Annotated in this window: 17 protein-coding genes and 2 pseudogenes; 12 read left to right on the forward strand and 7 right to left on the reverse strand. The window is 74.1% G+C overall.

Going from position 1 to position 22427, the window contains the following annotated elements; translation table 11 throughout:
* Positions 1-80: 80 nt before the first annotated feature.
* Complete coding sequence (locus tag ACGFIR_RS01320; RefSeq protein ID WP_393142584.1) at positions 81-983, forward strand: sulfurtransferase; 903 nt, start codon at positions 81-83, stop codon at positions 981-983.
* 81 nt (positions 984-1064) lie between these two features.
* Here ACGFIR_RS01320 and ACGFIR_RS01325 read toward each other — a convergent pair whose 3' ends face one another.
* Together ACGFIR_RS01325 and ACGFIR_RS01330 are read right to left on the reverse strand one after the other, a co-directional pair.
* Positions 1065-2243, reverse strand: a complete 1179-nt coding sequence (locus tag ACGFIR_RS01325; RefSeq protein ID WP_393142586.1) for a hypothetical protein — start codon at positions 2241-2243, stop codon at positions 1065-1067.
* Positions 2240-2785 (reverse strand): SigE family RNA polymerase sigma factor, encoded by a 546-nt coding sequence (locus ACGFIR_RS01330; protein WP_393142588.1) that lies wholly within the window; start codon positions 2783-2785, stop codon positions 2240-2242. Before ACGFIR_RS01330 ends, ACGFIR_RS01325 begins: the two co-directional genes overlap by 4 nt.
* A 174-nt stretch (positions 2786-2959) precedes the next feature.
* Between ACGFIR_RS01330 and ACGFIR_RS01335 the strand changes: the two genes are divergently transcribed.
* Positions 2960-4144: an FAD-dependent oxidoreductase gene (locus ACGFIR_RS01335; RefSeq protein ID WP_393142590.1), complete on the forward strand. Its 1185-nt coding sequence runs from the start codon at positions 2960-2962 to the stop codon at positions 4142-4144.
* On the opposite strand, the gene ACGFIR_RS01340 is transcribed toward ACGFIR_RS01335, so the two are convergent.
* On the reverse strand, positions 4141-5454 hold the full coding sequence (locus ACGFIR_RS01340; protein ID WP_393142592.1) for an MFS transporter: 1314 nt from the start codon (positions 5452-5454) through the stop codon (positions 4141-4143). The genes ACGFIR_RS01335 and ACGFIR_RS01340 overlap by 4 nt on opposite strands.
* Positions 5455-5586: 132 nt before the next feature.
* On the opposite strand from ACGFIR_RS01340, the gene ACGFIR_RS01345 reads away from it, so the two are divergent.
* Positions 5587-6213: a TetR/AcrR family transcriptional regulator gene (locus tag ACGFIR_RS01345; protein WP_393005090.1), complete on the forward strand. Its 627-nt coding sequence runs from the start codon at positions 5587-5589 to the stop codon at positions 6211-6213.
* A gap of 138 nt (positions 6214-6351) precedes the next feature.
* Entirely contained in the window at positions 6352-7719 is a 1368-nt protein-coding gene (locus ACGFIR_RS01350; protein WP_393142594.1) for an acetyl/propionyl/methylcrotonyl-CoA carboxylase subunit alpha, read from the forward strand.
* Between the two features lie 121 nt (positions 7720-7840).
* Here ACGFIR_RS01350 and ACGFIR_RS01355 read toward each other — a convergent pair whose 3' ends face one another.
* Positions 7841-8365, reverse strand: coding sequence for a hypothetical protein (locus ACGFIR_RS01355; RefSeq protein ID WP_393142596.1), 525 nt, complete (start codon positions 8363-8365; stop codon positions 7841-7843).
* Between the two features lie 226 nt (positions 8366-8591).
* Between ACGFIR_RS01355 and ACGFIR_RS01360 the strand changes: the two genes are divergently transcribed.
* Complete coding sequence (locus ACGFIR_RS01360; protein WP_393005084.1) at positions 8592-9503, forward strand: hydroxymethylglutaryl-CoA lyase; 912 nt, start codon at positions 8592-8594, stop codon at positions 9501-9503.
* Between the two features lie 52 nt (positions 9504-9555).
* Here the strand turns inward: ACGFIR_RS01360 and ACGFIR_RS01365 are convergent, their stop codons facing one another.
* Positions 9556-10116 carry a snapalysin family zinc-dependent metalloprotease gene (locus ACGFIR_RS01365; protein WP_393142598.1) on the reverse strand — a complete coding sequence of 187 codons (561 nt, stop codon included), beginning with the start codon at positions 10114-10116 and terminating at the stop codon, positions 9556-9558.
* Positions 10117-10356: 240 nt separating this feature from the next.
* Between ACGFIR_RS01365 and ACGFIR_RS01370 the strand changes: the two genes are divergently transcribed.
* The 3 genes and pseudogenes from ACGFIR_RS01370 to ACGFIR_RS01380 form a co-directional block, all read left to right on the forward strand.
* A complete protein-coding gene (locus tag ACGFIR_RS01370) occupies positions 10357-11889 on the forward strand; it encodes an acyl-CoA carboxylase subunit beta (RefSeq protein ID WP_393142600.1) in 1533 nt (510 codons plus the stop codon).
* Positions 11890-11989: 100 nt separating this feature from the next.
* Positions 11990-13144 carry an acyl-CoA dehydrogenase family protein gene (locus ACGFIR_RS01375; protein ID WP_393142602.1) on the forward strand — a complete coding sequence of 385 codons (1155 nt, stop codon included), beginning with the start codon at positions 11990-11992 and terminating at the stop codon, positions 13142-13144.
* Positions 13145-13303: 159 nt separating this feature from the next.
* Positions 13304-15584: pseudogene (locus ACGFIR_RS01380) on the forward strand (ATP-binding protein); the annotation flags it as partial.
* Positions 15585-16180: 596 nt separating this feature from the next.
* Here the strand turns inward: ACGFIR_RS01380 and ACGFIR_RS01385 are convergent.
* Positions 16181-16684 (reverse strand): MarR family winged helix-turn-helix transcriptional regulator, encoded by a 504-nt coding sequence (locus ACGFIR_RS01385; protein WP_393005076.1) that lies wholly within the window; start codon positions 16682-16684, stop codon positions 16181-16183.
* A 103-nt stretch (positions 16685-16787) separates the two neighbouring features.
* Here ACGFIR_RS01385 and ACGFIR_RS01390 point away from each other — a divergent pair, with 103 nt between their 5' ends.
* Entirely contained in the window at positions 16788-17369 is a 582-nt protein-coding gene (locus tag ACGFIR_RS01390) for a YceI family protein (protein ID WP_393005074.1), read from the forward strand.
* 309 nt (positions 17370-17678) lie between these two features.
* Positions 17679-19157: a glutamate--cysteine ligase gene (locus ACGFIR_RS01395; RefSeq protein WP_393005072.1), complete on the forward strand. Its 1479-nt coding sequence runs from the start codon at positions 17679-17681 to the stop codon at positions 19155-19157.
* A 304-nt stretch (positions 19158-19461) separates the two neighbouring features.
* On the opposite strand, the pseudogene ACGFIR_RS01400 reads toward ACGFIR_RS01395, so the two are convergent.
* A pseudogene (locus ACGFIR_RS01400) lies at positions 19462-20680 on the reverse strand (hypothetical protein); the annotation flags it as partial.
* A gap of 113 nt (positions 20681-20793) precedes the next feature.
* Between ACGFIR_RS01400 and ACGFIR_RS01405 the strand changes: the two are divergent.
* Together ACGFIR_RS01405 and ACGFIR_RS01410 are read left to right on the forward strand one after the other, a co-directional pair.
* The gene (locus tag ACGFIR_RS01405) at positions 20794-21468 is read left to right on the forward strand and encodes a PASTA domain-containing protein (protein WP_393142604.1); all 675 of its coding nucleotides are present in this window, start codon (positions 20794-20796) and stop codon (positions 21466-21468) included.
* 180 nt (positions 21469-21648) lie between these two features.
* The gene (locus tag ACGFIR_RS01410) at positions 21649-22407 is read left to right on the forward strand and encodes a PASTA domain-containing protein (protein WP_393142606.1); all 759 of its coding nucleotides are present in this window, start codon (positions 21649-21651) and stop codon (positions 22405-22407) included.
* The last annotated feature ends 20 nt before the right edge of the window (positions 22408-22427 follow it).

Consider the following 22427-nt stretch of genomic DNA (forward strand, 5'->3'; position numbering starts at 1 on the left):
TCACGCGCGACGCGTCGGATTCGCTGCACCGATTTCCGATGGCGGGTCGCCGGCCCGGGATGCGGCGTACCTTGGGGATCATGTCTGTGCCGAGCGATCCCGATCCCCGACTCCAGTCGTACGCGGACCCGCAGCGGCTGGTCACCACCGGCTGGCTGGCCGAGCACCTGGGCGACGAGGGGCTCGTCGTCATCGAGTGCGACGAGGACGTGCTGCTCTACGACACCGGCCACATCCCGGGTGCCGTGAAGGTGGACTGGCACACCGAGCTGAACGACCAGGTGACCCGGGACTACCTGGACGCCGAGCGCTTCGCCGAGCTGTGTGCCGCGAAGGGCATCGGCCGGGGCGACACGGTCGTCTTCTACGGCGACAACTTCAACTGGTGGGCCGCGTACGCCCTGTGGGTGTTCAGCCTCTTCGGGCACCCGGACGTGCGGCTGCTCGACGGCGGCCGGCAGAAGTGGGTCGCCGAGGGCCGCGAGCTGACCCGGGACAAGCCGGCCCGGCCCCGCGCCGAGTATCCGGTGCCGCAACGCAACGACGCGCCGGTGCGGGCGTACCGCGAGCAGGTGATGGCGCACGTGGCGGCGGGCCGCCCGCTGGTCGACGTCCGGTCGCCGGGCGAGTACACCGGCGAGATGCTGCACATGCCGGACTATCCGCAGGAGGGCGCGCTGCGCGGCGGGCACATCCCGGGTGCGGTCAGCAAGCCGTGGAAGTCCGCCGCCAACGACGACGGCACGTTCAGGTCGGCCGACGAACTGCGCGCGATCTACGCCGACCAGCTCGGCCTCAGCCCGGGCGATGACATCGTGGCGTACTGCCGGATCGGTGAGCGGTCGAGCCACACCTGGTTCGTGCTGCGGCACCTGCTGGGCTACCCGCAGGTGCGCAACTACGACGGCTCGTGGACCGAGTGGGGCAACCTGGTCCGGGCTCCCGTCGTGAAGGGCGACCAGCCCGGCGGCCTGGCGGGCTGACGCGCCGGTCGGCCCCCGCGCGCCCGTCGCGGTCGCGCGGGGACCGGCCCCTTCGGTGGTACGACGGCAGAAGCGACCCGCTCAACCGGCGGCGAGCGAGACCGTCCCGGGCAGGTTCCGGGTCACGCCCGTGACCTCGCCCGTCTCCGGCCGCCAGCGCAGCAGCCCACCGGGGTCGTGGCGCAGCAGCACCGCGCCGTCGCGGTCCCAGCCGAGCACCTCGCAGCAGCCCTTCCAACGGTCCCGGCCCAGGTCGAGCAGGTGGGTCACCACGCGCGTCCGGGCGTTCAGCAGCGCGACGCCCTCCAGCCCGCCCATCGTGTCCGTGGTGATCCAGCCGGCGCGAGCCACCCGGTCTCCGCGCTGCCAGCCCCGTCCGTAGAACTCGTCGACCCGGTGACCGGGTGGTAGCGCGCGGAAGTCGACCGCGCCGATGGTGCGGTGCGTCTCGTCGTCGGTCCACCGGATCTCCGTCAGGTTCGGCGGCGTGCCGCCCAGTTCGAGCGGGACGTTCGGCGGGGCCGCCGGGTCGGGCGTGACCGCGTCCCAGGGGGACAGGGGCAGCTTCCGGGCGGCGCCCGTGGCCCGGTCCAGCTCGTACGTGGTGTCGTTGTCGCCGACGAGCAGCCGGTCGCCGGACCAGAGGACGTGTTCCAGGTACCCCTTGAGCGGGTGGCGGCGTACGGCGGCGGTGGTCAGGTCGACCACGATCACCCCGTCGGTCTGGGCGAAGGCGGCAGTCCGCCCGTCCGGGGAGAGGCTTCCGCTCTTCAGCGGCACGGCCTCGTTGCCCTCGGCGTCGCGGGTCGGGGCGGGGGTGACCACGTCGAGGTCGCGTACGACGCCGTCGTCGCCGAGCACCCGGATCCGGCCTGCGACGCCGGTCTGCGGGTCGACCGGCTGGTGCAGCGCCAGAGCCCGGCGTACCGGCCGGTCGGAGAGCGTCGCGCCGACCGGGTCGCCGAGGCGGCCCAGGGGGTGCCCGGGGTAGGCCAGCTCGACCGGGGGCGTCTGTACGGGCACGGGGTGCGGCGTCGGGCTCCGGTGCGGTGTCGCGACGGCGGCCGGCGGCGGCTGGGTGGGGCGCAGGGCCAGTGCCGTACCGCCGGTGAGCAGGGCGACCGCGAGTGCGGTGGCGCCGACGGCGCGGCGGGCGCGACGCACCCGGCGGGCCCGTTCCCAGCCGGTCGCCGCCGGGTGTGCCGGTCGGACGTCCTCGGCGGCGACGGTGAGCAGCCGGTGCAGTTCCTCTTCCCTCACGGGTTTACCTCCATCCCGGGTACCAGGTCGTCGCCGGAGCGCCCCTCGTCGCGGCCGAGTTCCGGCGCGACCTCACGGAGCCGGCGTAGCGCCGCGTGGCACTGGCTCTTGACGGTGCCGACGGTGACGCCGAGCGCCTCGGCGGTGGCCGCCTCGGTGAGATCCTCGAAGTAGCGCAGCACCAGCACGGCCCGTTGCCGGGGTGGCAGGTGGCCGAGGGCGTCGCGCAGCGCGAGCCGCAGTGCCCCGTCGCCCTCGGTTGTGGCCCGCTCCGGCGGGTACGCGCTGAGCCACTCCCGGCGTCGTCGACGCCACCAGGAGACGGCGTCCCGGTAGAGGATCGTCCGCACGTACGCGGCCGGGTCGCCGTGCCGCACCGCGGGCCAGCGCAGGGCGAGCTTGAGCAGCGCGTCCTGGAGCAGGTCCTCGGCCTGGTGGCGGTTGCCGCAGACCAGGTAGGCCGCGCGCAGCAGCCGGTGCTGGTGGCACTCGACGAAGGTGACGTAGCCGTCCCGCCCGTCGTCGGTCGTCGGCGGTCCCATCCGCGCTCCCTCCGGCCTTCGCGCGTTCCGCGTCACCAGTCAGACGCACCGGGCCCGGAAAAGGTTGGGCGGTCCCATCAGCCCGTCGGGCCGGGACCGCTCGACGACAGGGGACAGCGCGGGGCCGGGCGGCTGGCTAGCGTTGCCGACAACCGGTCGCCAACATCCGTTGGCATGGACGGATGGAGGCCGATCATGCTGCCCGCGAACACGGACGTCCTGGTGGTGGGTGCCGGCCCGACCGGGCTGACCGCCGCGTTGACCCTGGCCCGGCGCGGTGTCGGGGTGACCGTGGTCGACCGGCTGGACCAGCCGCCGCGGACCTCGCGGGCGGCGGTGGTGCACGCGTACACCCTGGAGGAGCTGGACCGGATCGGCGCCGGCGCCCCGCTGGTGGCGCGCGGGCTGCTGTCGCGGGGGTTCACCGTCCGCGACCGCGACCGGACGTTGCTCGCCGTGCCGTTCGACGGGCTGCCGTCCCGGCACGCGTACGCGCTGATGGTGTCCCAGTCGGTCACCGAGGAGGTGCTCGCCGGGCAGCTCGCCACCGTCGGCGTCCCGGTGCTGCGGCCGTACGAGATGACGGGGCTGGACCACGACGCGGCCGGTGTGGTCGCCACCTTCGCCGACGGCGCGACGGTCCGGGCCCGCTACCTGGTCGGCGCCGACGGGATGCACAGCGCGGTGCGGGAACGGGCCGGGATCGGCTTCTCCGGGCCGGCCGGCGGCGCGGAGTCGTTCGCCCTCGCCGACGTGCGCGTGGAGAGCGCGCTGCCCCGCGACCGGGTCTCCTTCTTCCTGGCCGGCTCCGGGCCACTGGTCTGGGCACCACTGCCCGACGGGATCGTCCGGCTGGTCGCCGCCGTGGCCGAGGCACCCGTCACCCCCGACCGTGCCTACTTCCAGGCGCTCCTCGACGAACGTGGGCCGGCCCGTCGCCCGGACCGGGTGGTCGAGGTGCTCTGGGGCTCCCGGTTCCGCATCCACCACCGGGTCGCCGACACGTTCCGCAACGGGCGGGTCCTGCTCGCCGGCGACGCCGGGCACGTGCACAGCCCCGCCGGCGGCCAAGGGATGAACCTGGGCATCGTGGACGCGGTCGATGTCGGCGACACCCTCGCGGACGTGCTGGCCGGCGGCCCCGACGGGTTGCTCGACGAGTACGCGGCCCGCCGCCGGCCGATGGCCGAGGAGGTGGTCACCTTCGCCGCCCGGCTGACCCGGCTCGCCACCCTGCCGCCGGCCGCCCGGCCGGCCCGTAACCTGCTGCTCCGCCTGGCCGACGCCGTTCCGCCAGCCCGCCGCGGCCTCGCGATGCGCCTCTCCGGCCTCAACCGCCGCGACGGCTCGCGCGGCTAGGCTGCTGTCGGTGGCCCGGATCGGCCCGTGTCGGCGGGCTGCTCCTGCCCGGGGTGGCCGGCCGGTCGCAGCACCCGCCACGCCGCGAGGGTGACCAGCACGAAGACCCCGGCCACCGCCCCCGCCACCGGCCCCACCCCGTACGCCGCGCCGCCCAGCCCGGCGAGCGTGGCCCCGATCGGTGCGGCGAGCAGGCCGACCAGCCGTTGGGCGGCAGCCACCCGACCGAGCAGGGTGGCCGGTACGTGGCGCTGCCCGTACGAGGCCCACAGGCTGTTCCACACCGTCGTACCGGCCGCGAACACGGCCAGCGCCAGCCCGCCGGTCACGGGGTGCCTGGACAGCGCCAGCCCGGTCAGCGCGACTGCCTGGCCGGCGAGTACGAAGCGCAGCGCGGGCACCGTGCCGAGCCGGGCGGCCAGCCGGCCCGCCCCGAGTCCGCCCGCGAGCCCGCCGAGGACCGCCCCCGCCGCGAACAGTCCGTATCCGGCCGGCGGCACCCGTAGCACGTCGAGCGCGTAGAGCACCAGCACCGCCATCAGCCCGCTGATCGCCAGGTTGCTCCCGGCGGTCGCCACGGTCAGCCGCCACAGCATCGCGTCGCCGCGTACCCACCGCACCCCTTCGACGGCCTCCCGCCACACCGTCCGCGCCCGCCCGCACTCCGGGCCTCTCTCCGGGTGACGGGGCCGCGTCTCCGGGCAGCGGGACCGCGTCTCCGGGCGGCAGGACTGCCGCGAGGTCGGGCGCAGGGCGAGGGTCAGCAGGGCGGCGCAGAGGAAGGTGAGCGCGTCGACGGCGAACGGCAGCGGCGCGGCGAGGGCGAACAGCACACCGGCGGCCGGGGCACCGAGGAAACCGCCCGCCACCGCTGAGCCGGCCTGGAGGCGGCCGTTGGCGCGGGGCAGCGCGGCCGGCGGCACCACCGACGGCAGCAGCGCGAACGAGGCGGCGTCGAAGAGGGTGCCGAGCGCGGCGAGCAGGAACGCCACCGCCACCAGTACGGCGACGCCCGCCCGGTCGAGGGCGACCGCGACGGCGAGCCCGCCGACCACCGAGGCGCGCAGCCCGTCCACCACCGCCATCGTCCGGCGGCGATCCCAGCGGTCCGCGTACACGCCGCCGAGCAGGCCGAACAGCAGCGGCGGGAGCTGCCCGGCCACGGTCACCGCCGCGATCACCCGAGGATCGCGGGTCAGTGTCGCGGCCAGTAGCGCCAGTGCCGGCGTACGCAGAGCGTCGCCGAGGCGCGAGGACACGGCGGCGGACCAGAGCAGCCGGTAGTCGCGGCCGAGCGGGGGTGCGGTCATGCCGGCGACCATGGTGGTTCGACCGGGTCGAGGGTCAAGGGCCCTGACGTGGTGCTCACCGGCGGCGGACGTGAGCCATCCGACGGGAAACGGAGGCTCCACGTGGGGCCGGTCGAGGTCTACGCTTGCCCGGTGACGGTCGAGCAGCAGGCACGGGGCAGGGCGAACGGTGCCGCGGGGTCGGCCCGGCGCCGGTCCCGCAAGGACGAGATCCTGGAGATCGCGGTCGGCCTCTTCGCCTCCCGGGGCTACCACGGCGTCTCGATGGACGACATCGGCGCGGCTGCCGGGGTCACCGGCCCGGCGCTCTACCACCACTTCGCCGGCAAGGAGGCCATGCTGGTCGCCGCGCTGATCCCGGTCAGCGAGGAGCTGCTGACCGGCGGCCAGGAGCGCTCCGCCGGTCATCCCGACGATCCGCGCGGCGCGCTGGAGTCGCTGATCGACTTCCACGTCGACTTCGCGCTGGCCAACCCGGCGGTGATCGCCCTGCACCTGCACGAGCTGGACCGCCTTCCCGACGAGCCCCGCCGCCGGATCCGCCGGCTCCAGCGGCTCTACGTCGAGCAGTGGGTGACGGTGCTGACCACGCTGCATCCCGGCATGCCCGACGGCGAGGCACGGGTGCTGGCCCACGCCGCGTTCGGCCTGATGAACTCGACGCCGTTCCTCGGCGGGGAGGTGGACCGGCGCCGCCGGGCCGAGCTGCTCCGCACCGCCACCCTGGCCGCTCTCGTGGCCCACCCGGGCGCGGGGTAGCGTCCGCCCGGGTGCCGTTTCGGACGGACGCTACCGCGTCCTGCGGGCCGTGACGGCGAGCGAGGCTGTTCCGCCCGACTCGTCAGCACGGCCCCGGATCCCCTGGTACCCGTCCTGACCCCGGACGCTGGAGGAAACATGATCGAGTCGCTGTTGGTCGCCAATCGGGGCGAGATCGCCCGCCGGATCATCCGGACCGCCAGGCGGCTCGGCATCCGCGCGATCGCGGTGCACTCGGAGGCCGACGCCGGCCTGCCCTTCGTGACGGAGGCCGACGAGGCGGTGTGCGTGGGACCGGCGAACCCGGCCCAGAGCTACCGCAACGTCGAGGCCGTTCTCGCCGCCGCCAAGTCGACCGGCGCGCAGGCCATCCACCCCGGCTACGGCTTCCTGTCGGAGAACGCCGACTTCGCCCGTACCGTCGAGGCGAGCGGGCTGATCTGGATCGGGCCCGGCGCGGACGCGATCACCGCGATGGGCGACAAGATCAACGCCCGGAACCTGATGGCGGCGGCCGGCGTGCCGGTCGCGCCCGGCACCACCGACCCGGCGGCCGACCTCGACGCGGCGGTCGCGGCGGCGGCGGAGATCGGCTACCCGGTGATGGTCAAGGCCGCGGCCGGTGGCGGCGGCATGGGCATGGGCGTGGCGACCGACGAGGCCGCGCTGCGCACCGAGTACGACAAGGTGCGCTCCTTCGCCGAGCGGATGTTCGGCGACGGCTCGGTGCTGATCGAGCGGTACTTCCCCCGGGTACGTCACGTCGAGGTGCAGATCCTCGGCCTCGCCGACGGCCGGGTGGTGGCCCTCGGCGAGCGTGAGTGCTCGGTGCAGCGACGCAACCAGAAGCTGGTCGAGGAGTCGCCGTCGCCGGCGGTCACCCCGGAGCTGCGCGAGCGCTTCCTGGCGGCGGCCGTGCGCGCCGGCGAGGCGGTGAACTACCGCAACGCGGGTACGGTCGAGTGCCTGCTGGTCCCGCGTCAGCGGGACGCCAAGGGCGACGGCCCCGACTCCGAAGACTTCTTCTTCCTGGAGATGAACACGCGGCTCCAGGTGGAGCACCCGGTCACCGAGCTGGTCTACGGCGTGGACCTCGTCGAGGAGCAGCTGCGGGTGGCCGCCGGCCTGGCGCCGACCTTCGACCCGGACGCGCTCGCCCCGCGCGGGCACGCCATCGAGCTGCGGATCAACGCCGAGGACCCGAAGCGCTTCCTGCCCGGCCCGGGCGTGATCAGCACCTGGGTGGAGCCGACCGGCGAGGGCGTCCGGATGGACTCGGGCTACGTGGAGGGCAACACCGTCACGCCGTTCTACGACAGCCTGATGGCCAAGCTGATCGTCAGCGGCGCGACCCGGGCCGAGGCGATCGAGCGCGCGAAGACGGCGGTGGCCGCCTTCGAGCTGGCCGGCCCGAAGAACAACCTGCCCTTCTTCGCCGAGCTGCTGGAGAACGAGGAGTTCCTCTCCGGCGACTACGACACCGGCATCGTCGGCCGCATGCGCTGACCACCCCGGTCCGTGGCCCGGGCGCCACCACCACGTCAGCGGGGTCTGGGCCACCCGGCCCGGATCCCGCAGGCGGGCGATCGGCTGGAACGCGCGGACGCGACGGTGCGGCGCGCGCAGCTCAGGGGCGGATCTTCCCGCGGCGCTCGGCGACCCAGAAGTCGCGCCCCTGCTCGGTGCCGAGCACCACGAACGCGAGCGCTGCCCCGGCGGCGTACACCCAGGCGCCCGGCCCCGCGTCCCACCCGTCCCCGGAGGGGACGATCGCGAGCAGCCCGGCACCGGCAGCCGAGAGCAGCACGAGCCAGCCGACGACGACCCCGAGCCGCTCCCCGGTGCGACCCGCCGACTGCTTGCCGATCAGCGCGAGGAAGAGCAGCGTCGCGCCCGCGACCACGAGGAGAGGGAGGAACGTCACGGCGAAGAACGCGTCGGCCGCGCCGGCGGTGAACCCGATCGTCAGCATGCTCTCGTCGTACAGTTCGTCCTGCTCGTCGAAGGCCGCGTACGGAAGCAGCAGCCCGACGACGACCAGGGCGGCGGCGATCAGTGACACGAGGCGCAGCAGAGCATTCTCGAGCCGGTCGACCCGCTCGCGCACCCGGCGCAGTTCACGCATCGAGTCGTCATCCACCACGGCGTCCACGGCGCGGAGACTAGCAGCCCGGCGGGAGTCCGACGATCCCGTGGCCGCAGCGGGGTTGGCGGCTTTCGGCCGGTGACGGGGCCACCCTGGCGGTCGGCGCCGGCGTTCTGGTTCCCTGGGGGGACCAGCGGCCGGTCGGCGTCGCCGCCGGCCACCTCCACGAGAGGCGGCGCGGCGAGGCGGTATCCCGGCGGCCCGACGTCACAGCGAGGTGACCATGAGTCAGATGCCAGCAGCGGTGTCGATCCGGGAGGTCGGGCCGCGCGACGGGCTCCAGAACGAGGAGCCGATCCCGACCGAGGCCAAGGTGCGGCTGCTCGACGCGCTCTCGGCCACCGGGGTGAAGCGGATCGAGGCCGTCTCCTTCGTGCACCCGAAGGCGATCCCGCAGATGGCCGACGCCGACGAGGTGTGGCAGCGGGCCGCGAAGGCCGACGGCGTGCGCTACTCGGCGCTGGTGCCGAACACCCGGGGCGCGCAGCGGGCCCTGGCCGCCGGGTTCACCGAGATCGAGGTGGTGGTCTCGGCCAGCGACACGCACAACCGGCGCAACGTCAACCGCTCCACGGAGGAGTCGCTGGAGGACATCGCCGAGCTGATCGACCTGCTGCACGGCGCCGGCGCGCAGGCCGAGGTGATCGTGGCGACCAGCTTCGGCTGCCCGTACGAGGGGGACGTCGACCCGGCCCGGGTGGCCGCCATCGTGGACCGGGTGGTCCGCGACGGCGCCGACCGGGTGGCCTTCGGCGACACCACCGGCATGGGTACGCCCCGGCGGGTCCGCGAGCTGCTGACGGCGGTACGCGACCGCAACGCGCACATTCCCGTGCTGCTGCACTTCCACAACACCCGGGGCACGGCGCTGGCCAACATGCTGACCGCGTTGGAGCTGGGGGTGACCGAGTTCGACGCCAGCGTGGGGGGCCTGGGCGGCTGCCCGTACGCGCCGGGGGCCAGCGGGAACCTGGCCACGGAGGAGGCGGTGCACATGCTGCACGACATGGGCGTCGACACCGGCATCGACCTGTCCGCCCTCGTCGAGGCGGCCGAGCTGGCCGAGCGGCTGGTCGGCAGGCAGCTCCCGTCCGGGGTGCTGCGCGCGGGCCCGCGTACCCGGCTGACGCCGCTGCCGGGCTGACCACAGGCGGGAGGGGCCGGCGTCGTGCCGGCCCCTCCGTCGTACCGGTCGGTCAGCCCACGGTGGTGAGCATGCTCGGCCAGCTGTCGCTGAAGATCTGCGACTCGGTGCGGTTGGCGCTGAGGGTGCCGGCGAAGAGGCTGGTCACCCGGTTCGCCTCGGTGGTGCTCGGGTACGGGTTGGTGCAGCTGGTGCCGGCGCTGCCGCCCGACATCAGGAGCGCGCAGTTGCCGTTGTAGTTGTCGGGCAGGCCGAGGATGTGCCCGATCTCGTGGGTCATGATCCGCAGCGGGCTGTACTGCTGGGCCTGCTGGGTGTCGATGTAGACCCGCCCGTTGCCGAGGCTGGTCCGCACGGCGTACGAGCCGCCGCCGGTGATCTGGTAGATCCGCAGGTTCGAGCCGCAGTTCGCCGTGAGCGTCAGGTTCGACGTGGCGTTGTTCCAGATCGAGGCGGCCTGGTTGGCGGTGCTGGCGAAGCTGCCCGCCTGGCTGGTGTTGTAGCAGATGGTCATGGCGGCGGACGCGGGCGCCGGGTTGGCGACCGTGACGCCGAGGGTGGCTAGCGCCGTCGCGGCGAACGCGGCCGCGAGCCGGTTGAGTCGTGAGGTCATCGCTGACTCCGATCCGGGAGGAGGGGGTGTCAGGAGCCTAGCCATAAAGATTCATGATTTTCAATGCCCTTGAGCGGCGGGACCGGGTGACGCCCCCTGGGCCGCCCCGGGGCGGTGGCGCGGACCCGGTCGGTCGCCGCCGTGGGTCGCCGGGCGTCGCGCGGATGCGCTAGCCTAACGATCGTTCAGGTCAGTCGGTCCGCCCGCGCGGTGACCGGCTCAGGTGGCGAGGGAGTCGGCGTGACGCTCGACGGTGAGGCACTGGAGCAGCTGCGCAAGCGGGCCCGGGCCGGCGGTGCGGACAAGTACCACGCGGCGAACGCCGCCAAGGGCAAGCTCTTCGCCCGGGAGCGGGTCGCGCTCCTGGTGGACGAGGGCTCCTTCGTCGAGGACGGCCTCTACGCCAACGCGATGACCGAGGGGCTTCCGGCCGACGGCGTGGTGACCGGCACCGCCACCATCGACGGCCGCCCGGTCTGCCTGATGGCGAACGACTCCACCGTCAAGGCCGGCAGCTGGGGCGCCCGCACCGTCGAGAAGATCATCCGGATCATCGAGCGGGCCTACTCGACCAGCGTGCCGATGGTCTACCTGGTCGACTCGGCCGGCGCCCGGATCACCGACCAGGTCGACCTCTTCCCCGGCCGCCGTGGCGCCGGCAAGATTTTCTGGAACCAGGTTCGCGCCTCCGGCGCCATCCCGCAGGTCTGCGCGCTGTTCGGGCCGAGCGCGGCCGGCGGGGCGTACATCCCGGCGTTCTGCGACGTGGTCGCCATGGTCGACGGCAACGCCAGCATGTACCTCGGCTCCGACCGGATGGTCGAGATGGTCACCGGCGAGAAGACCACCCTGGAGGCCATGGGCGGCGCCAAGGTGCACTGCGCCGAGTCGGGCGTCGGGCACTTCCTCTGCAAGACCGAGGCCGACGCCCTCGACGTGGTGAAGCGCTACCTGTCCTACCTGCCGACCAACTGGACGCAGGCGCCGCCGGCCGCGCCCGCCGTCGCGGCGCCCGAGAAGGCCGACCTGGCCGCGCTGGTGCCGGCGAGCGAGCGGCAGGCGTTCGACATGCGGCGGTACGTCAAGGGCCTGCTCGACGACGGCTCCTTCTTCGAGATCCAGGCGCTCTGGGCCAAGGAGCTGACCATCGGCTTCGGCCGGCTGAACGGCGAGGTCGTCGGCGTGGTCGGCAACAACTCGATGTTCAAGGGCGGCGTGCTCTTCGTCGACTCGGCCGACAAGGCGACCCGCTTCGTGCAGCTCTGCGACGCGTTCAACGTGCCGCTGCTCTTCCTCTCCGACGTGCCCGGGTTCATGGTCGGCAGCGCGGTGGAGAAGCAGGGCATCATCCGACACGGCGCCAAGATGATCACCGCGATCTCGGAGGCGACCGTACCCAAGATCTGTGTGGTGGTCCGCAAGGCGTACGGCGCCGGCCTCTACGCGATGGCCGGGCCGGGCTTCGAGCCGGACGCCACGATCGCGCTGCCCACCGCCAAGATCGCGGTGATGGGCGCCGAGGCGGCGGTCAACGCGGTCTACGCCAACAAGATCGCGGCGATCGGGGACGAGACCGAGCGGGCCGCGTTCGTGGCCGCGAAGCGCGAGGAGTACGAGCGCGACATCGACGTGGTCCGGCTCGCCAGCGAACTGGTGGTCGACGCGATCGTCGAGCCGCACGAGCTGCGCGCCGAGCTGGTCCGCCGGTTCGCCGCCGCCCGCACCAAGGAGCGGCACTTCTCCCGGCGCCGGCACGGCGTCACCCCGGTCTGATCCCGTCGCCGGCCCACGCGGCCGGCGCGGGCCCGCACCAGCGACCCGCCCGTTCCCGGCGTCACGAGCGCCCGGCGGCCCATCCACACAGGAGGATTCCATGGACTTCCGGCTCACCGAGGAGCAAGAGGCGCTGCGGGAGAGCGTGCGGGAATTCGCGCGCGAGGTGGTCGCCCCGGTCATCGCGGAGCACTACGAGAAGCACACCTTCCCGTACGAGGTGATCCGGCAGATGGGCAAGATGGGCCTGTTCGGCCTGCCCTTCGGCGAGGAGCACGGCGGCATGGGCGGCGACTACTTCGCGCTCTGCCTCGCGCTGGAGGAGCTGGCCCGGGTCGATTCGAGCGTCGCGATCACCCTGGAGGCGGCGGTCTCGCTGGGCGCGATGCCGATCTACCGCTTCGGCACCGACGAGCAGAAGGCGCAGTGGCTGCCGAAGCTGCTCAGCGGCGAGGCGCTGGCCGGCTTCGGGCTGACCGAGCCGGGCACCGGCTCGGACGCCGGTGGCACCCAGACCCGCGCGGTGCTCGACGAGTCCACCGACGAGTGGGTGATCAACGGCTCCAAGGCGTTCATCACCAACTCGGGCACCGACATCACGGCGCTGGTGACCGTCACCGCGGTCACCGGCACCCGCCCGGACGGCGCCAAGGAGCTGTCCACCATCATCGTGCCCTCCGGGACGCCGGGCTTCACCGTCGCGCCGGGCTACTCGAAGGTCGGCTGGAACGCCTCCGACACCCACGAGCTGACCTTCGACGACTGCCGGGTGCCGGCGGCGAACCTGCTCGGCGAGCGCGGCCGGGGCTTCGCCCAGTTCCTGCGCATCCTCGACGAGGGGCGGATCGCCATCGCCGCCCTGGCCGTCGGCCTCGCCCAGGGCTGCGTCGACGAGTCGGTCCGGTACGCGAAGGAGCGCCAGGCGTTCGGCCAGCCCATCGGCAACTACCAGGCGATCCAGTTCAAGATCGCCGACATGGAGATGAAGGCGCACACCGCCCGGCTGGCCTACTACGACGCGGCGGCGCGGATGCTCGCCGGCGAGCCGTTCAAGCGGCAGGCCGCGATCGCCAAGCTGCACGCCAGCACCATCGCGGTGGACAACGCCCGCGAGGCCACCCAGATCCACGGCGGCTACGGCTTCATGAACGAGTACCCGGTGGCCCGGTTCTGGCGCGACTCCAAGATCCTGGAGATCGGCGAGGGCACGTCCGAGGTGCAACGCATGATCATTGCGCGCGATCTGGGCATGTGACGGCGCCGGGCCCGCTGGCGTGGGGCAGGCCCCCACCGCGCCACCGGGCCCGCCGCTCGTGGCCGTCCGTCCGGGCCGCTGTCGGATATCCGTACCGCTGCGTCGGCAGTGTGACGATCGTCTGCCGTCGGTCGTACCCCGTCCGTACCCTTCCTGCCCATGACCCCGGATCGTGATCGTTCGTCCCAACCGGGCGGGCGTACCGGACTGCCGGAGTTGTTGCGCGGGCACCGGCTCGCCGCCGGCCTGACCCAGGCCGAGCTGGCGAACCGTGCCGGGGTGGGCGTCCGGACGGTGCGCGACCTGGAACGGGGCCACTCGTCCCGGCCGCAGCGCACCACCGTCGAGTTGCTCGCCGGCGCGCTGGAGTTGGCCGGGACCGCCCGGTCGGTGTTCCTGACCGCCGCCCGGGGCCCGGTCCCGGCCGCCCCGCCGGTCACCCACGGCGGCGCCCCGCCGGCCAGCGTGGACCCCGACCACCTCACCGGTACGCCGGCCGCGATCCCGCCCCCGGTCGCGCTGGTCGGTCGGGACGGCGACCTGGCCGAGCTGGTCGGGCTGCTCACCGACGGGCACGGGCCCCGGCTGGTCAGCCTGGTCGGGCTGGCCGGCGTCGGCAAGACCGCGCTGGCCCTGGCGGTGGCCCACGCCGTCGCCGCCGACCATCCCGGCGGCGCGGCCGGCGTGCTCGTCGGCGAGGGCTCGGACGCCGCCGACGTGCTCGCCGCCTCGGTCGCCGTCTTCGGCGTCGCCCGGCTGCCGGAGCTGACCGCGCGCCTCCACGGCCGGCCGGCGCTGCTACTCGTGGACGCGGCCGAGCGGGCCCCCGACTCGGTCGCCGAGACGGTGCACCGGCTCGCCCTTGCCGTGCCGTCGCTGCGGGTGCTGGTCACCGGCCGGCACCCGGTCGGCCTGCCCGGGGAGCGGGTGTGGCCGGTCTGCCCGCTCGACGTACCGCCTCCGGGCAGCGAACGGGAGGGCCTGCCGGCGCTGGCCGGCTATCCCGCCGTGGCACTCTTCACCGCCCGGCTCGCCCAGGTCCGCCGGGAGCCGCCCGGCCCCGCCGAGCTGCCCGCCCTCGCGGCCCTGGTACGCCGCCTCGGCGGGCTTCCGCTCGCCATCGAGCTGATGGCGGCGCGGGGCCGGATCCTCGACCTCAACGAACTGCTCGACCGGTACGGCGACCGCGTGCTCGACCTGGCCACCTCGTCGGCGGCGGCCGACCGGCCGGGCTGGGACACGACGGAGCGCCGCCCGGAGCGCCCCCGGACAGCGGTGGCGGAGACCCTGCGGGACGCGGTGGCCGTCAGTTACCGCCTCCTCGCCCCCGACGAGCGGGCCGCGTTGCGCCGGCTGGCCGCCTTCGGCAACCGCTGGTCGGTCGAGCTGGCCGAGGAGATGCTCGCCGATCCCGCCGACACCGACGGGACGGTGGTCGTGGACCCGGTCCCGCTGCTCGACCGGCTCGTCGAACTCGGCCTGCTGAGCGTCCGGGGCACCGGGCCGTTCCGGTTCCGCCTGCTCGACGCCGTACGCGACTTCGCCGCCGAGCAGGCGACCGGCGTCGGCGAGCTGACGGCGATCCGACGCCGGCACGCGCAGGTCGTCGCCCGGCTGGTCAATCGGACCGCGCCGGAGCTTGTCGGCGCCAACCTGCCGGCGGCGGTGCACCGCCTGGACGAGGTGACCGGCGACATCAGCTCCGCCCTGGCGCACGCCGCCGTCGACGACCCGTTGACCGCGTTGCGGCTGGCGGCGGCGCTGCCGCGGTGGTGGCGGTTCCGGGGGCGGGACGTGCCGGGCCGGCAGTGGCTGCGGCGGCTGCTGGCGGATCCGCGTACCGCCGACGTGGCTCCGGTGTTGCGGGCGTGGGCGTCCCTCGGGGTGGCCCGGCTCGCCGCCGAGCACGGCGCCGGGGCGGAGGAACTGCCGGCGGCGCGGCAGGCGCTGGCGGCGTTCCGGGAGGCCGGCGACGTCACCGGCGAACTGGCGGCGCGCACGGTGCTCTGTGCGCTCCTCGTCGGCCTCGGCGAGCACGACGAGGCGCGGACGCAGGCCGAGGCGGTGCTCGCGCTGGCCGTCCGGCACGGGCGGGTCCGGGACATGGCGGTGGCGCAGAACAACCTGGCCTGGCACGACATCCGGGTCGCCGACCTGGCGGCTGCCCGGCGCCGGCTGGCCACGGTCGACCGGCTCGCCGCGCAGGACGGGGAACAGCGGCTGCGGGTGCTGGCCCGGGCCAACCTCGCCGAGGTGTCCCGCCTGGAGGGCCGGTACGCCGACGCCGTCGAGGCGGGTCGGCGGGTGATGGCGGCGCTGTCGGATCTGGGCGACCCGGGCCACCGCCGTCGGGTGCTCGGCACGGTGGGGCTGGCGTTGGCCCGCGACGATCGTGTTGTCGAGGCGGTGGAGGTGCTGGCCGAGCTGCGTCCGCTTCCGGGGTCGCCCGTCCCGTGGCAGGGGGAGGTGTGGTCGCCGGGGCGTCTGCCGGGCCCGACGGCACCCGAGGCGCGCCCGGAGGACGGGACCTGCGCGCTGATCGAGGGGAACCTGGCTCTGCGCCGGGGCGATCGTGAGCTGGCGGCGGAGTGGTTCGCCGCCGCGGCCGAGGCGGGTGCCGGCGGCCAGGACCGGCGTGACGTGGTGGAGGCGTTGGTGGGGCTGGCCGCCAGCACGGGCGATCCCGCCGTGCTGGACCGCCTCGACGCGGCCTGCCGGCGGTGCGGTGTGCGGCTGCTGCCACACGAGGAGGAGCTGTTGGGGGCGTGGACCGCGAGCCGGACGCCGGATGGCGCGGGGATGCCGGGTCAGCGCCGTGCGGGTCGCCCCGTGGGGCGAACCGGGGGTGGCGCGGACGACGAAGCCCCTCTTGCTACCCCTCGCTCGTCGCCCGCGCCGTCACCCCCCGGTGCGTCCCCACTGCCCGAAGAGTAGCCACCGCACGCACGCGACTCCGCCCGGTTTGCTCGCCTATCGTCCCGTGGGTACGGCAGTTCTGCCGCTCTTTCTGCCGGTGCCGACGGCTCCCAGAAACGCTCAGGACGGCGAGCCGGCCCCGTCGTGGTCGGCGCCGGTGCTTCCGGCGGTGGCGCCGGGGTGCACGGCGTCGCGGACCCGGCGCAGCCCGTCGAGCAGGGCTGCCAGGGCCTCCGGGTCGAGTTGGCCGGTGAACCACTGCTCGATGATCTGCAGGTGCCCGGGCAGGGTCTCGTCGAGGCGTTGCAGTCCGGAGGCCGTGACGACCGCGAACGAGCTGCGCCGGTCGGAGGGGCAGGCGCGGCGGACGAGCAGCCCGTCGCGTTCCATCCGGTCCACCACGCGGGTGACGCCGCTGGTCGAGAGCGAGGTCTGCGCGGCCAGGTCGGTCATCCGCAACTGGTTGCCGGGAGATCGGGCGAGTCTGGTCAGCACCTCGAACTCGACCGGTGAGAGGCCGTGCTCCTCGAACTGGGCGGCGAACCGGGCCGAAAGCCCGGCGTGCGCCTCGACGAGCAGGCCGACGGCGGTGATCCGGGGGTCGTCGAACACGTTCTGGTCCACGCGCCCATCGTAGCAGTACTTGACAGGAGGAATATTGTTGTGCCTATAGTTGCTGTGGCAGTCGTTGGGCTACTAAACAATTTTCCCACGGAGGGCAGTTTCCATGACCAGCAGCACCGCACCGGTTACCCGCGACTGGGAAGGCCTCACGATCCCGACCGCCGGCACCTACCTGCTGGACGCGGCACACAAGCGCGTGGGCTTCGTCGCCCGGCACATGATGGTGAGCAAGGTACGCGGTGACTTCGCCGACGCGAGCGCCACCATCACCGTCGCCGAGGACCCGATGCAGTCCTCGGTCAGCGCCACCATCCAGGCGGCCAGCATCAACACCAACCAGGCGGACCGGGACGCGCACCTGCGCAGCCCCGAGTTTCTCGACGTCGAGAACTTCCCGACCCTGGAGTTCCGCAGCACGGCCGTGAAGTCCCGCGACGGCAACGAGTTCGTCCTCGCCGGCGAGCTGACCGTCAAGGGCGTCACCCGCCCGGTCGAGCTGGAGGTCGAGTTCGAGGGCGTCGGCCGCAGCCCGTTCGGGCAGGACATCTTCGGTTTCTCGGCCTCCACGGAGATCGACCGCGAGGACTTCGGCCTGACCTGGAACGTCGCCCTGGAGACCGGGGGCGTGCTGGTCGGCAAGAAGATCAAGATCGAGATCGAGGGCGAGGCCGTCCGCCAGGCCTGATCCGTCGTACCTCTGCCGGGCCCGCGCCGCACCACGGGGCGGGCCCGACGCGTGTACGCGGGACGAGCGCCGCCGCCCCGGGGTGTAATTCGTCACGGCCCATTCGCGGTCCACTCCGGTGCCCGACGGTGTGGGCTGGGTAGAGATGCCGCCAGGAGCGCGTCCGCCGACCGGAACCCGGTCGTCCCGGCCGTGGGACCGCCGGGACCTCCTCTGGTCCCGACGACGCCGACACTCCTAACGTGGAGGGTTCACCACGCGCTAACCCGGACCGACACGGTCCGACTGCGCCTCGCGCCGGGAGGAAACATGGGCAGGGACGTCGAGCAGGGCGCCTTCTCCCGGGAGGACCGGGTCCGCTACCGACAGAAGGTCCGGCGGTGCCTGGACGTCTTCGCCCTGATGCTGGACGACTTCGGCTTCGACGCCGACCGGCCCATGACCGGGCTGGAGATCGAGCTGAACCTGGTCGACTCGGCGGCCGAGCCGGCGATGCGCAACGACCAGATCCTCGCCGACATCGCCGATCCGCTCTTCCAACCCGAGCTGGGCCAGTTCAACCTGGAGCTGAACGCGCCGCCCCGGCTGATCGAGGGCACCGGGTTCGCCGACTACGAGCAGGACCTGCGGGCCAGCCTCTCCCGCGCCGACGAGCGGGCCGCCAAGTCGGACGCGAAGATCGTCCTGGTCGGCATCCTGCCCACCCTCACCGAGCGCCACCTGGTGGAGGACAACCTCTCCACCAACGAGCGCTACCGGGTGCTCAACGACCAGATCGTCGGCGCCCGGGGTGAGGACATCGAGCTCGACATCCGGGGCGTCGAACGCCTCCAGACCCACACCGACTCGATCGCGCCCGAGGCCGCCTGCACCAGCCTCCAGTTCCACCTCCAGGTCGCCCCCGACAGCTTCGCCGACTACTGGAACGCCTCCCAGGCGATCGCCGGCGTGCAGGTGGCCGTCGGCGCCAACTCGCCCTTCCTCTACGGGCGGCAGCTCTGGGCGGAGACCCGCATCGCCCTGTTCGAGCAGGCCACGGATACCCGGCCGGACGAGCTGAAGGCGCAGGGCGTACGCCCCCGGGTCTGGTTCGGTGAGCGCTGGATCACCTCGATCTTCGACCTCTTCGAGGAGAACGTCCGCTACTTCCCGCCGTTGCTGCCCATCTGCGAGGACGAGGACCCGGTCGAGGTCCTGCACGGCGGCGGCGTACCGGAGCTGGGCGAGCTGCGCCTGCACAACGGCACCGTCTACCGGTGGAACCGGCCGGTCTACGACATCATGAACGGCCGCCCGCACCTGCGCGTGGAGAACCGGGTGCTGCCGGCCGGTCCGACCGTGGTCGACATGCTGGCCAACGCCGCCTTCTACTTCGGGTTGGCGCGCGGACTGGCGGAGGCGGAACGGCCCATCTGGAGCCAACTCACCTTCAGTTCGGCGGAAGAGAACTTCCACGCCGCCGCGCGACGCGGCATGGAGGCGGTCCTGCACTGGCCCCGCCTCGGCGAGGTGCCCGTGACCAAGCTGGTCCTGGACGTGCTGCTGCCGAGCGCCGCCGCCGGGCTCGACCGGTTCGGGGTGGCCCCGGCCGAACGCGACCGGCTGCTGGACATCATCGAGCAGCGCTGTCGTACGGGCCGCAACGGTGCCGTCTGGCAGACCGAGGCGGTCTGGTCGGCCGAGCGGCATCGGGGCATGGACCGCAAGGCCGCCCTGCACCACATGGTGCAGCGCTACGCCGAGTTGCAGCGCAGCAACGAGCCCGTGCACACCTGGCCCGTCGACTGACGGCCGGCCTCGACCTCGCCACCAAGGGCACCCGCGGGGCGTACGACGCCGAGGCCGTCCGGCGGCGGAGCACGCAGCGCCCGGGGTCGCCGGACCGGGCGCTTCCCCGCCGGGCTTCCCGACCAGGCCGGCGTTCAGCGGGTGCGGCGGCCGGACCGGGTACGGCGGCCGGTGGGCTGAGAGTCGTCCTCGGCCGGGTCGTCGGCGGGTGCGCCCGTCGACGACGGCGTACCGTCCTCGGCGGCCGGGGTGGGCAGCCCTCCGCCGGACGGGGCCGCAGGACTTCCGGTGGCGGGAAGCGGCGCCGGTTCGCGTTCGGCGGACGTCGCCTTGCCCGTCGCGGCGGTGACCCGGTCCGCGGAGGTCGATGCTCGACGCGTGCCGGCGCGGCTGCGGGCGGGCGCCTTGGCGGTGTCGCTGCGCCCGGACCCGGTGTCGCTGTCGTCGGACGTCGCGGGAGCGCCGCTGCCGTCCGCCACCGTGCCGCTGCCGGTGGCATCGGTCGGCGCGTCGGCGTCGTCGGAGTGCTGTCCCGAATCGGGTACGACGGGCTCGCCGGTGCGTTGGCGGGGCACCCGTACCGGCCCCCGGGCCGCAGCCCGTCGGGCGGCCCGCTGGGCGAGGACGGTGACCAGGACGGCGCCGCCGACCCCGATGATCACCGCGTACGGTGCGATCAGGTGCGCCGACACCTGCTCCGGGCTGATCGCGGTCAGCCTCGGCACCGCCAGGAAGTAGGCGATCGCGACGAGCAGCGGCCCGGCCGCACCCGAGACGGCGGCCCCGACGCGGCGGTCGGGATCCCGGGCGTCCCGGCTGGCGGCGAGGGCACCGATCACCAGCGCGGAGCCGAGGGACAACAGCGCGCCCGGCCAGTAGAAGTAGTCGCGGATCCAGTAGCGCCCGTCGTCGGGGCCGAGCTGCCAGATGCCGAGCTGTGCGCTGGTCAGGCCGCGCCCGGCCAGTACGCCGTCCACGACGGCGATCACGGCGAGCAACCAGAGCCAGCCGACGGTGGCGATCACGTTGTTCGCGGCGGCGCGCGAGCGCAGCGCCCAGACGGCCGTCAACACCCCGATCAGCACGCCGACCGCCGCGTAGACCGCCGCGACGTTGCGGGGCGAGTCGGTGTCCGCCAGCGTCACCGCCTCCCGGGCCGGTACGGCCACCAGCAGCACGGTGATCAGCGCGCCCAGCCCGGCGGCCCCGGCGAGCACGACGGAGCCGAGTACGCCGCCGGCCGGTCCGGCCGCAGTCGCGTCGACGGAATCCGGGTCCGGGGCCGGGGCCGGGGCGCGGTCGCGCAGCCGCTGCGCGAAGACCGCGCCGAAGACGGTCGAGGTGGCCGTGATCCAGGTGGCCCAGATCAGGCCCGCCACCCAGGCGGTCGCGCCGGCGGTCGCGTCCGCCGGTGCCCAGTTGATGATGCCCAGCCCGTAGCCGAAGCCCAGTTGGGCCGCGCCCGCGCCGGCGGCGACGCCGACAGCGGTCGCGATCGATGCTCCCCAGCCCTGTCTGGCCATGCGGGGGAGCGTAACGTCCCGTGGTCGGCGCGGCGAGTCGTGACGGTCGGCCCCGGGCCCAGCGCGCCGACGGGAGCGGGTACGGTCGCCGATGATCGAGGCGGGGTGGGCGTATGACGGACGAGGCGACGGGCGCGAGGGACGACGCCGGGTCGGGCCGGTCGACGGTGCTGCTCAGGGGCGGGTTGGCCGTCGTGGTGCTCGCCGCCGTCGGCGCGACGGGCGGCTGGCTGCTGGCCGGCGGGGACGATTCGTCGGACCCACCGCCGACGGCGGCGGAGAATCTGCCCGCCACGAGCGCTCCCGCCGCGGACCGCCCGACCCCGGGCAAATCCGCGCCGGCGGCGGCTCCCCGGACGACCGCACCGAGCCGCCCTGCCGGGCTGACGGTCCCGGCGGTCGTCGGCGAGGACTTCGAGGACGCCCGCGACGAGCTGCGCGAGAAGCGGCTGGGCTGGCGGCTCGTCTTCGGCCGTGGCACGGGGACGACCGTGGAGCGGACCTCCCCGCAGGTGGGCACCGAGATCCAGCCCGGGCGCACCGTGACGCTCTACGTGAGCGGTCCGGCACCAGCCGCCACCGTGCCGGACGTGGTGGGCGACGACTGCGACGACGCGGCGGACGACCTCGTGGAGGAGGGCTTCTACCCGCAGTACCCCTCGGGTCGCACCGGCACCGTCAGCCGTCAGGACCCGGCCGGCGACAGCGCGGGCCGCTGGAACGACCAGGTGTCGATCTGGTGCGGCGACGCGCCCGAGGACGGCGCATCACCCTCCCCGACACCCTGACGGAGCGTCCGGCACGCTGATCCCGGCCGATGGCCCCGGGGACCGCTAGGTTGGCGGTCAGGGGCCCACGACGCCCGCCTGGGCCGGGAGAGGACGCGCCATGAGTGAGCGTCAGCGAGCGAATCATCGGCAGAGTGTGGTGGTGTCTCAGGTCGGCACGCAGCGGAGCGGAGTGCCGGCATGAGCGACGACCGCCAGGAACCGCCCGCCGGGGAACACGACGACCGGACCCAGCCACTGCCCCCACCGGGCGAATCCCGCTCCGGGACGGAAGCCGACCCTACGCAGCCACTGCCCCGTCCCGCCCCGGCGCCCGACGCCGGCACCGCCCCGCTGGACCGTACGGCCGCCGTGCCGCCGGAGCGCTCCGGGCCGGCGGTCTGGTCGGGCCGGGCGGAGGTACGTCCCGCCGGGCCGGCCGACCAGTCGGAGGCCGAGTGGTACGCCGAGGAGCAGGGCTCGCGGCGTTGGTGGCTGCCGATCCTGTGGGGCGTGATCGTGCTGCTGCTGGTCGGCCTGCTCGGCGTCGGCCTGTGGCTGGCCCTCCAGCCGGGGGACGACGAGCCGAGCGGGCCCGAGCCGTCGCCGTCGCCGTCGGTGACCCGCGCGTCGCCGACCACCGCCGCGCCGACCTCGGCCGCCCCCACCAGTTCGTCGCCCTCGGCGTCCCCCTCGCCCTCGGCGCCTGCCCAACTGCCGATGCCGCCGGTGGTGAACCTGCCGCTGGCGACGGCGCAGGCCATCCTGGACGACGTCGGGTTGAGCTACCGGGTGGAGTACGAGACGTCCGACCGCCCGGCCGGCACGGTGCTGCGTACCGAGCCGGAGGCGGGTGAGCTGGTGCCGGAGGACGGGGAGGTGACGCTGGTGGTGGCCCGTGCCGCCACCTCGCCGACCGGCGGCGTCACGCCGTCGGTCGAACCGACCGCCACCCGGTGAGCCGCTGACCTCGCCGTCGG

It is taken from the genome of Micromonospora sp. NPDC049051 (genome assembly GCF_043197575.1).
Taxonomy (GTDB): Bacteria; Actinomycetota; Actinomycetes; order Mycobacteriales; family Micromonosporaceae; genus Micromonospora.